Raw genomic sequence first — 11,242 nt, forward strand, 5'->3', positions numbered from 1 at the left:
TAATAAAAAGTTATTTCCGTAAAATTTTTTGAGCTATGAGGGCTCAAAATTTTCCAGAATAACTTTTTAACTTACACAGTTAGTGAGACACTACCTAAAACGAAAAGAGGCTGTCCAAACTTTTCGGACAGACTCTTTTTTGTTTGCTTTTAAATTAGTCTTTTAATTGAATATTGCTACACTTATTTTTTTCATACCAATCTATCCATTCTTTTCTATCTTTTTCATATGCTCCGTAAGGATATGTTCTACTATAATTCAATGCACTCTCGTATGATACGTGCGAATATATTGAAATGAATTTAAGAGACTTATGAAAATTTTCATTTTGATTTTTGGTAATCAAGCTATCAACAATATTTATATTTTTGTAAAACTCATATTTAAATCTTTTATTTTCTATACACTTTGAAGATCCTTTTGATAAAATTTCTTTTTTTGTGATAGAACATGAGAAAAAGAACATTACAAGAATAATATTTAATATATTTTTCATAGTTTATGGTATAGGTTTTTTATTAACGTTAATTCCTCCTGTTGCTGTAGTTGTTAAAGTTTGCTCTGTTACGGCGTTTTTACTATCAATAAATCTATCAGCTCCTCCTGTTGTATTCTCAATTCTAGTATTTCCATTTACCTTATTTTCTGCTCCTTTTGCAATATTATGAGAAGCCTCATAATCTACCGCTACTCCGCCAGAGGTTTTTCCAAGATCTCCAGCATTTAAACTCAACTTGGCTTTCTCATGCTGCTCAACAGTTGAATGAATTAGTGCTCCTGCACTCGTAGCTCCACCGTTTCCCGCTTTGTCGAATTCTGCAATATCTGCAATATCAATTTTATTTGTAACCCAGCTATCAACAACTGTATTTACATCATTCTCTACAACTTCTTGTTTCACTACATCACTACTATTTACAACATTTGAATATTCTTGGTAAAATGCTTTTTGTTCGGCTGTCATTTCTATACCTAGACTACCAATTCCAGTTGAAACAAGACTAACTTTTCCGGAGCTATCCACATTTGCTATATAAAAACCTCCTGTCCCTTTAGAGATTTCATTCTTATATTTTTCAATTGCTCCTGCACTTCCTGTAATAATAATATCATTAACACCACGTCCGTCAGGATCTATGAATCTAATTGGATTATTTACTGCGTAGTTGTAAGGCGACCATCTACGATATTGTTCTGCCAACGGATCTACTACGCCCCATCTACCAATATCTGCCATATACATTCTTGCTCCATAATCATACATCCCTGTCTCTTGCAACTCCTTCCCGTTGTACTTGTAACTGTAATACCCTCCAAAATTAGAACTACTAAGCATCCCTTCAATATGATTTAATCCAAATGGATAATAATTGTTAGTATCCGTAACCTCAAGGACACCTTCGCTGTTTTTGGAAAAGCTTACCCTGGCATTCCCAAGGTGATCTCTGTATTGGTAAATATAACGGTTTTCTGTGAAACTGTAAAATCCTTCTGCTGTGGGCACAAAATCAAGCCTCCATTGTGGAGTTAAGTCAATATCAGGGAACAGAAGCCCAGTATTTTTATAGGCCTGATGTTTAAAAGCTGTTTAATCTGATTAAAAACTATAAAAGCATTATTTCTTAAGAAGCTACTTTTGAGGATAAACCGGATTTTAAGAAACCTGCTTAATGGGGGAAGCTCAATCAATGATCTTTAAAATGCCAGATCAAATACTTATACTTACTACCAAAAATTTAAAAACTTATTTTAATAAAAATGTGACTGCTTTATAAAACATAAAACCCTCGCAATTTTGCAAGGGTTCTTTTTTTATCTGCCACACGATACAATCGTGCGGGGGCGGGGGTCTAGGATATTCTACTGGATAAAAATATTGTCGCTAAAATTTTGGATATACAAAAGCTAAAAGAGAATGATAGACAACACGTCTTCGCTCTCCTTGATGCGTTCCTAAAACAAACTAAATTGCAAAGCATTTTATAAAACAACAAAGCCACTCGTTTGAGTGGCTTTGTTGTTTTATAAAGCTTATGTCTACCAGTCCTGCCTTAATGCTACCCCGAAGGAGAAGCAAAATATTAGAAAGACAAACAATAAACCATTTAAAATAAAGTTTAGCAACTTATTATTATATTTATAAATCATGTAAAAGTTAATTGCCAATAGAACTATCACCAAAGGGGTAAATTCTAAAAAATAATCATATTGAAAATATAATAAAAGTACGGTATAAATTATTGAAATAATTAAAATTATTTTTGTAACTGTTTTCATTATTGATTAGGTATTAATTCTCTTTTTACAACATCTCTAACTTTTGTGCTTAAATCATTATCTATGCTTTTATGATCTGATGTAGGGGCAAGAACATTTACTATTTTAGTAGTCTTATTATCACTTGTAGGTTCTATTTTCTCTCCTCCGTATATATTTTTTGTCTGGTAGTAATTAACCGCTTTCGATACGTTAGACGGTATCTTTGTATCAGAATAACTATCCATTATATCTAAAGTTACCATTAAATCTACTTTTAAATTTTTATTTTCATTTACTGATTCTACCAGATTATCACCTCCTAAACTATGCCCCACAGCAGCAACCACACCGTCTGAATGCACATTATTAAAATTTGAGATAGTTGATTTGAGGTCATTTTTTGTATTTTCATTCTGTGATGAATCAAAAACAACAACTCGAGTATTAGAATTAGCTAAACCAACTAATCCTCCAATACCAGTAAGATCAAGGTTTCCTTTTCCTTTAAAATCAGGATTATTGCTACCTCCTACATTCTGAGATTGGGTATATCCTTTCTTCGTATCTCCCGACCATCCCTGTACAACAACAACTAAATTTTTATAGCCATCATTCTTCCTAAAATCTACAGCTTCTAATCCCTCCAGCTCTCTTGCATCAACAACACGATTTTCAGAAAAATTATAATGAGATTGATAAGCATATTTTTCACTCAGAGGATCTATATTAAAAAACCTTCCCACATCGGGCATGTAATTTCTCCACTTAAACGAATAAAAACCTGTTTCTTGCAGTTCTTGTCCTTGGTACTTATAACTGTAATACCCTCCAAAATTAGAACTACTAAGCATCCCTTCAATATGATTCAATCCAAATGGATAATAATTGTTGGTATCTGTAACTTCAAGAACACCTTCGCTGTTTTTGGCAAAGCTTATCCTTGCATTCCCAAGGTGATCTCTGTACTGGTAAATATAGCGGTTTTACAGGATAAAAGAATAAAACCACCGCAATTGCAGTGGTTTTGTTTTTATTTGGCCAGCTCAAAGTCGGGAGACTTTGCGCAGCAGGAAATTGTTTACGGCAAATCTTTCGTAACTTTAGAAAGACAAGAGTTTTCCATATAATTTGAAAATAATTGTTCAATACACCAAATAGTTTTTTCAGAACATATATTTTTATCTTCTCCAAATAAAATTATTTCTTGAATTGATTTAATGAATGATTCATCTGAATCCATTTTCAAAAACTTAATATCATTTCCATTTAGGATAAAATAACTATTATTAGAAACACTAGAATTTATATTAACATAACTATAAATTCCTTCTTCCAATTTTTCTTTCTCATTAATACCAAAATATACACTTAACTCGCTAACTGCAATGTTTTCAATTTTTTCAAGTTGCAAATTTTCTTCTTTTAAATCCTCTTTCTGCGCAATTTCGGTAATAATTTTACTCTTAATTTCATTTAAATAAAATGTACTTGGTATTCTTTTTTCTCGAAATTCACAATTTTTATTAAACAGATCTCTTGGATTTCTATTAAAACTGTAATGTGTTCTAATCAATCTCTTTACATAATCAACAATAATTTCTCTACAATATCTTTGTTCAAATAAATAAACCATTTGTGTTCTCATTGATTCTAAAAAATTCTTGAAAGAATAAATATCTAAAAAAATAATTTTATTTCGCTCGTAAATAAATTTGAATTGAGGACTATGATTTCCTAAATAAAGATCATATATACCATTTCGTAACTTTTTTTCATCAACTTTTCTTTGATAAGTTCCATAAATAGTAAAACCTTTTTTTTGAGAATACTCATTTTGTGATATATAACCTTTTTGAAAAAGTGTTTCTCTAATATTATTTTCTAATTGAGAAAACGTGGTGATACTTTGAGATTTACAACAAGTAACTAAAAAAAGTAAAACAATAATAAAGTACTTATTCATAATTATTTATTTTTAATTTTATTATCTCTCAATTCTTTAAGAATCTGTTTTCCTATAACTGTTGGCGTTGTTTCGCTGTTATTTTTAGGGTCAATAATACCAGTTTCTCCCTGTTTCTTAAGTAGTTGATGGTTTTTTTCATTTGCATGGGCAATCTCATGACCAAAAGTTGAAGTTGATATATCAAAAGCACTTAAATTTCCCTTCTTCACATTATCTGCTTCGTCAGAATTTAAAACTTTGTCTGGATTTTTAAATGCATCTTCACTAGATCCCTCATATATTGTAATCTCAAAACCTACAAGTTTGCCATCTTTCTCAATTGGATGCGTCTCTCCCATTGAAAAAGGATGGTTTTCGTTACTATATTCTACAGTAGTTGGTAACTTTGAAGTTACTAATTGATCAAATTGCGTGGCACCTGTATTACCTGAATTTTTCAAACCATCTCCATATGCTTTGTCTTTATCAGTAGCAAACTTTGTATACGCTCCTTTTCCATCGTTAGCTTTGGGGTCATAAACTAACTGTCCATTTTTGTTTCGCCAATCATCTGCTTGTCTTCCGTCTGGGTCGATGAACCTTACAGGATTATCAAACGCATAGTTATAAGGACTATGACGACGCATTTTCTCCGCTAAAGGATCCACAGAAAGCCACCTTGCTACATCCGGCATATAGAATCTGGCTCCGTAATCATACATTCCGGTCTCCTGCAATTCCTTACCATTGTACTTATAACTATAATACCCTCCAAAATTAGAACTACTAAGCATCCCTTCAATATGATTTAATCCAAATGGATAATAATTGTTGGTATCTGTAACTTCAAGAACGCCTTCGCTGTTTTTGGCAAAGCTTACCCTGGCATTCCCAAGGTGATCTCTGTACTGGTAAATATAACGGTTTTCTGTGAAACTGTAAAATCCTTCTGCTGTGGGCACAAAATCAAGCTTCCATGTTGGAGTTCCACCAATGCCCGGAAAAGTATTGAGTTTTTTATATGCCTGTTCCTCAAAAGCTGTTTCAGTACGACATTCAAGGCATATTCCGCCACCTTCTCTGTAAGAGTACTGGAAGCCATCAAGATAATCAGTCATAATAGTCTTCGTCAGCCCACGTGGAGGAGCACTGGAATACGTTTTGCGAAGTTTTGTACCATCTGCACGGTAGAGATAATCCAAGCTACTATTTGAAGTCTGCCCATTTCCAAACAAATCTGGTTGGGTGATAAAAAAACTTCTGGGGAGATTAAGGTAGTTGTAAACGATGCTTTGAATCCCCTTATCCTTCATATTGATCATATTTCCGTTAGAATCATAATCTATGATATTATTTCCGCCTTCATAGCCGGAATCGTTTAATGAGCTTTCAATGATCTGATTCAAACGGTTGCCAGTATATTTATACTCAAGATTATCTACCACAGTAGAGGTTGAACCGTAAACAGGAATCGCGTTTCTTTTCAGAAATGTAATATTTCCGTTGACATCATAGCTCAAACGTTCATCAAAATTCTTGTTATGCGGATTGGTCTTTTCCGGTTCTGCATATTCAGCATCTGTTAATCTGTTTAGCTTATCATAAGTGTAATTATATCTTTTCAGGTTATTGACTGTTGACATATTCCAGTCTATTTCTGCAATATTCCCATTATATCTGCCGGGAGAAATATCTGAATAGACAGGGTTGGTATATTTTACTTTATACCCAAATAGCTTTCCATTTAAAACGGCAGGATCATTAATCTGGGTCATCCAGCCCCGGATATTATACTTGTAATCAATCTGCTGAAGCGGGGAAGAAGCCGTAACTCCTCCTACTTTCTTCGATTCCAGCTGGGAAAGTTCATTGTATTTATTCTGGGCAAGAATTTCTACCGGATTACTATCCACCTGATGCTTATGTGCCAGCAGCCTGTTCTGATGATCATACTCAAAGGTTTCTGTAATGACTCTTTCAACATCGGTATCTAAACGCTTATGCCTGGTGACAGTTTGCAAAGGAAAGCCTGAAAAATCAAGCAGAAATTCCTTTTTTGTATATCCACCTAAATGATTCCAGCTTTTCTCTGCTACCTTTAGCCCTTTGGTGTTGTAATAGAAATAAGTTTTCGTCCAGTTATCGTCCTCAATGTTTTTTACATAAGAGGCTGTAGGGAGACTCTGAGTTGAAACCCCACCGTTAAGTGCTTTGTCATCGTTGATCACATACTGATCCTGGATTTTCGCAGGAGGAAATTCTTTGGTATCTCTTGGATAAGAGTCATAGTAATTAACAGAAAGAAGGGTCTGAAAATTAGTAAAAAAGGTATTGGTGTAATACACCATAATCCCGTTTTTGTTAAAACCTGTGGCAGTAGGGGTTTCACTGATCACCTGAGAAGCAAGCTGGCTTTGCATGGCGGCTCTTTCTCCACCGGCAATAAGTCCGGTATAGGCAACGCGGCCAAAGGCATCGTACTTGGTCAAAAGCCACTGTCCTTTATTCTTCAGGTTCACATCCTGGGTAAGCACCGGGCGGTCTGCGGCATCATACACCACAGATTCCCAATCGTCTCTTCCGGGTAGTCTTTTCTCCACCTGCCTGTTCAATCCATCATATCGGTACTGGTAACATAGAGAATTTACAATATCAGTGGTAACCACATTGCTATTCTGTTCAATTTTCTTTACTGCCAGAGGGGAAATTACAAATGCTTTTTGGCCGTATTCATTGTAGACATAATAGGTATCGATATTCTGCGATCCGTCTGTTCTGCGTACAAGTACGGTTTCACCACGCCCATTCTGAAACTCTGTTACAGGAGTTCCGTCTTCATCCGTTACAGTGTTCTTGTATAATGTTCCCGCATTATAAAACAGGCTTCCCGGCGTCAGTGATAAAGAAGAAACCGTTTTATTATCTGTTCCTGTTGTACTGGTAATTGTATTGGTGATGAATTTCTTAACTTCTGATCCCTGGTTTACTTCATATTTATACTTTTGGGTATGTCCGGATGTCATCTTCCATGGTTCACCCGGCTGGGCCACTTGCAGTACCCTGTTCAATGGAGAGTTTTCAATCTCTTTTTCGGTGTAAGCATTAGCTGTGCCGTAATAAGAGTTTGCTGTGCTCTCATTCACAATACCGGTATGGATTGCCGAATTGAGGGTATTGACAGGAACAGGAAGAATATCCTTGGCCTGTCTTCCAAATGCATCATAGGTAATGGGAGTAACCAAATCCTTTCCTGTAGTGGTGGCTTTTACACTGATAATCTGTTTGGGCCTCCCTAATCCGTCAAAATAGGTGACTGTTTCTGTTTTCCTGCTGCAGTCACCATTTAAACAGGTTTTGGAATGTATATAGTTTTCTGTGGTACTTTGTGCAAAGGTCATCATCGCTGTAAACAGCAGACCTAAAAGTTGTATTTTTTTCATGGTGTGTTTACGGCTTATAGTTATACTTAAACTCTTTAACAACCTTATAGCTATAGGTTCCTGTGTTGTCTCTTTCTCTTATCTGAACCTGTTTCAATCGGTTGGCACTGTCATAGACATACAGCTCTCTTATTCCTGATGGTGGTGTGATGGTAGTTACTCCTACTAAAGGATCGTAAGTATATTTGGTGACCATCCCCACAGGCTGAAAGGCATCAAGAGCCAATAAAAGTTCGGCTTCTTTGGTGGGATCAGAGGCATCTTCATTGGATTTGGCTACGATAGTACTGATCATCCCTTCGATTTGACTATAGGTAGAGCCTACCACTTTGGCAATCGGCCTGGTCTTGTTATAACCCCAGACAATACTCACCGGAGTGCCGTCTTTCTCCCTGTACTGAAGAATATTTCCTTTTTCATCATATTTTTCATAGGTGACCTCTTTAGAGGAAACAGTTGGGTTCAGGGTATCATAGGAATATTCAGATAATGGAAGCACTAAGTTTCCGGTGATTGCATGAGGCAGAGCAGTGGGATAAATCGTTTCTTCTCTTGATGTTACTTTGGTGATGCCGTTTGTTGTCTGCTGGGTTTTGGTTTCCAAAGGAATCCCGATCATATTTTTGGAAATCATGAGCTGGTTGTTTTTCTCTTTAGCATATTGATAATAGCTTGAATAAGTATCCCCTCCTAAAACACTTTGTGTTTCAGATAATGGATAATCTTCAGTATTATATATATAATCAGTCATGGTAATTAATTTATTCTGAACTCCATTTTCGTAGAAATAAGAAGTTTCTTTCCTTTTGGAAGGTAAAGTAACTCCGAACTTCTCAAAGTTTTTATAAGGTGTAGTAAGAGCTATCGATATTCCTGTTTGGCTTAAAGCAAATTGATAATTAGTAAAACTAAAAAACAGGGAAATCATTGAATTGTAAAAGTTATCAATCAGTTTTACCCCGTCATTTTTAATAAATTCCGACGTAGTATATTCCGTATTCGTTTCTAAAAGTATTTTTCCTGCTTCATTATATTTTTTTTCTGAAATAACCTGTCCTCTAAGGTAATCTTCATTGGGAATTGGACGAATCGGCATCTGAAGAGCCATTGTGGATGTATTTGGATAATCCAACGGTGATCTGTAAGTATATACCGTCTTTCCATTTGTATTTTCATCTTTATCAATCTCCTGTACCGTTACATATTTATATCCCACATCAGCCCCTTGAGTCTTTTGAACAGGGAGAATATTGTAATCAGTTGTTACGTCAAAATTAGCACTGTAAATAAGAGTAGGATAGACATGTTTATTCTTGTACGAATAGCTATATGTATATTTATTGATTGGCTCAGGAAATACCAGTGAACCACTGCTTTTCTGTGCATTTTCAATATTTTTATAATTGTAAACATATTTTTTCGAAGGATCTGCCGAAGAAGCATCGGCAAAATAAGCAATGCTATTAATCCTTAAACCTCCTCCTCTACGTACTTTTTCATCAATAAAAACATCTTCTACGGTTGTTGCCTCAAATCCATCTGCCGTATCACCCGGAATTGATACAGAAAAATTACCTTCCAAAGAAGCGTAATAAACACCAGGTTCAAAATAAACATCGTAATTATATTCTGAGTGGATTTCATTTCCTTCATCCACTCCTCCTGTCATACAGGTAGGAGGAGGTCGGTTACAGGCTTGGCTTCCATTACCTGCTTCATAAACTTTTACAAAAGTATTATCTCCTGTCTTTTTATATATCTTAAAGATCCAGTTATAATAAATCAGATTCCCCAATATATAATGAAGCTTAACATATTGTGCTGTATTTACTTTGAAAAATGGTTGTTTGTAAGTAGTACTAAATTGCCCAAAATTGATATACGTCTCAAACGGGTGGGTTTCTGTATGACCTGTAACCTCTTCCATTACTGCACCATTATAATAATGGCTGTAATCATTCGAATCAAAATCAAAAACGATCTTTCCTTTTGTTGGGTAAGTTAAAGATTGGAGAACATCTGTTTTAATACCGCTACCTTCACCTTTGTAATATCCCCATTGATCTTTCACAAGATTACCAGTTGGAAGAGTATATTCCATCTTATATTCCAGATTTTGTCCGTTAGGGGTTATTTTTGTTACTTTGTTCAACAGCATTTTGTTTTCTGTTTTCTGTTGACCACTGGCTTGCTGGTAAGTAGTGTTAGTGTATTTATAATCAAACACATACTTATCAGTGTATTGAGAAATACTCTGACCAGCATAGTTAGATTGAATAGACTTCAGTTTATACATTTCTGAAGATTCCTTGTAATTTGTATCTAATCTTCCTTTTTCATAGTTGAGATAAATCGTTCCTTTTCCTATCACCTCAACGCTTGTAAGAAGCATTGTCAACATCTCATTATTCACCGTTTGAGATTCAATAGCACCAGGCATGCTATCATCAGGATTATCTAACCCTCCACTAGTATTATTGGCTGTATTATAGTAATAAACATCTTTAGCGAGTCTACGGGTTGTGGTGGGTGGGTCTTCAAACTTTACTACTGAAGAAAGTTCATATTTGAAAACAGCTAACGTAATATTATTTTGATCTTCAATCTTTGTCAAATGAAAAGAAGCCCAATAATTATCCATGTCATAACTTGAATCAATATTCGATTGCAAATTGACTAACCCTGTTTTAACTGTTGTAACCGACTGATGTGATTTTTCCATTGGACTGAAAATATATCGTATTCCTTTGTCGTCCACTATCGTAAAAGAATTAACCACTCCTTGAGAGTCTGGTGTACAGATGATCTGAAGATTATTTTTATCCAGTTTTTCTATTTTATAGTTTCCTCCGGCATCTTTCGCAATATAAAACCGACCTGACTGACCCATAAAATTATACTGATACAAATCATATTCTGTATCAAATTTCCCCAATCCTGAAGCATATTTATATTCATTTTGATCATAGGGTTCATCCCTCATCAATTTACCCGTAGGGTTATAGACTTCGTTATAAATACCAAATTTTACTTTGGGTGGTGTTGAAAATCCAATAGTTACGTTTTTTTCATCAATACCCCCTCCTCTAATAGTTCTGGATATTGTCCCACCTGCTATTAAACTCCACCCTAAACCACTTTCTCCTGATCTGTCCTCTGGTTTGGCACTTAAAGGATGGTATTTAAGCTGTACTCCAATTCCAATTTCTGTCCCACTGGTTGACATACCTATCAATGGAATACTGATGTCAGGAATTCCTGTATAATAACTTACCGGAACTTCTTCGAACTTCATTAGATTGTTCGCAGTAGGTGCCGCAGCAAACATCTTATTAATATCACCTACATAACTTTTACCTCCACTTCCTGGTGAGGTTTGAGCATAAAGCGTATGGCTCCAAAAAGCTATTAACAAAATAATAGCTGGAATATTTTTTCTCATAAAATATGTTTATTTTTTGATCAGCTTTGCGCTTACTGTTTTATTATTATCCGTTTTTATCGTCACCAGATAAGCTCCCTGAACCAAAGCCTGGGTATTGATTTTAGTGACTCTGTTCTTTGTTTTTAGATTCTGAAGCTGCCTTCCAGACATATC

The 11,242-nt window shown here is 35.1% G+C and carries 7 protein-coding genes; all 7 read right to left on the reverse strand.

Annotated elements, in window-relative coordinates; genetic code table 11:
* Positions 1-154 precede the first annotated feature (154 nt).
* Positions 155-496, reverse strand: coding sequence for a hypothetical protein (locus BW946_RS20795; protein ID WP_076597994.1), 342 nt, complete (start codon positions 494-496; stop codon positions 155-157).
* Between the two features lie 3 nt (positions 497-499).
* On the reverse strand, positions 500-1,504 hold the full coding sequence (locus BW946_RS21935) for an RHS repeat-associated core domain-containing protein (RefSeq protein ID WP_076597995.1): 1,005 nt from the start codon (positions 1,502-1,504) through the stop codon (positions 500-502).
* 772 nt (positions 1,505-2,276) lie between these two features.
* Positions 2,277-3,233 carry an RHS repeat-associated core domain-containing protein gene (locus BW946_RS20805; protein WP_139326059.1) on the reverse strand — a complete coding sequence of 319 codons (957 nt, stop codon included), beginning with the start codon at positions 3,231-3,233 and terminating at the stop codon, positions 2,277-2,279.
* A 104-nt stretch (positions 3,234-3,337) separates the two neighbouring features.
* Positions 3,338-4,222: a hypothetical protein gene (locus BW946_RS20810; RefSeq protein ID WP_076597997.1), complete on the reverse strand. Its 885-nt coding sequence runs from the start codon at positions 4,220-4,222 to the stop codon at positions 3,338-3,340.
* Between the two features lie 2 nt (positions 4,223-4,224).
* The gene (locus BW946_RS20815) at positions 4,225-7,644 is read right to left on the reverse strand and encodes a DUF6443 domain-containing protein (RefSeq protein WP_076597998.1); all 3,420 of its coding nucleotides are present in this window, start codon (positions 7,642-7,644) and stop codon (positions 4,225-4,227) included.
* Positions 7,645-7,651: 7 nt separating this feature from the next.
* Positions 7,652-11,086 (reverse strand): hypothetical protein, encoded by a 3,435-nt coding sequence (locus BW946_RS20820; RefSeq protein WP_076597999.1) that lies wholly within the window; start codon positions 11,084-11,086, stop codon positions 7,652-7,654.
* 9 nt (positions 11,087-11,095) lie between these two features.
* Positions 11,096-11,239: a T9SS type A sorting domain-containing protein gene (locus tag BW946_RS20825; RefSeq protein ID WP_228402682.1), complete on the reverse strand. Its 144-nt coding sequence runs from the start codon at positions 11,237-11,239 to the stop codon at positions 11,096-11,098.
* Between the last annotated feature and the right edge of the window lie 3 nt (positions 11,240-11,242).

This window comes from Chryseobacterium sp. RU33C (assembly GCF_900156015.1).
In the GTDB taxonomy this organism is placed as follows: domain Bacteria; phylum Bacteroidota; class Bacteroidia; order Flavobacteriales; family Weeksellaceae; genus Chryseobacterium; species Chryseobacterium candidae.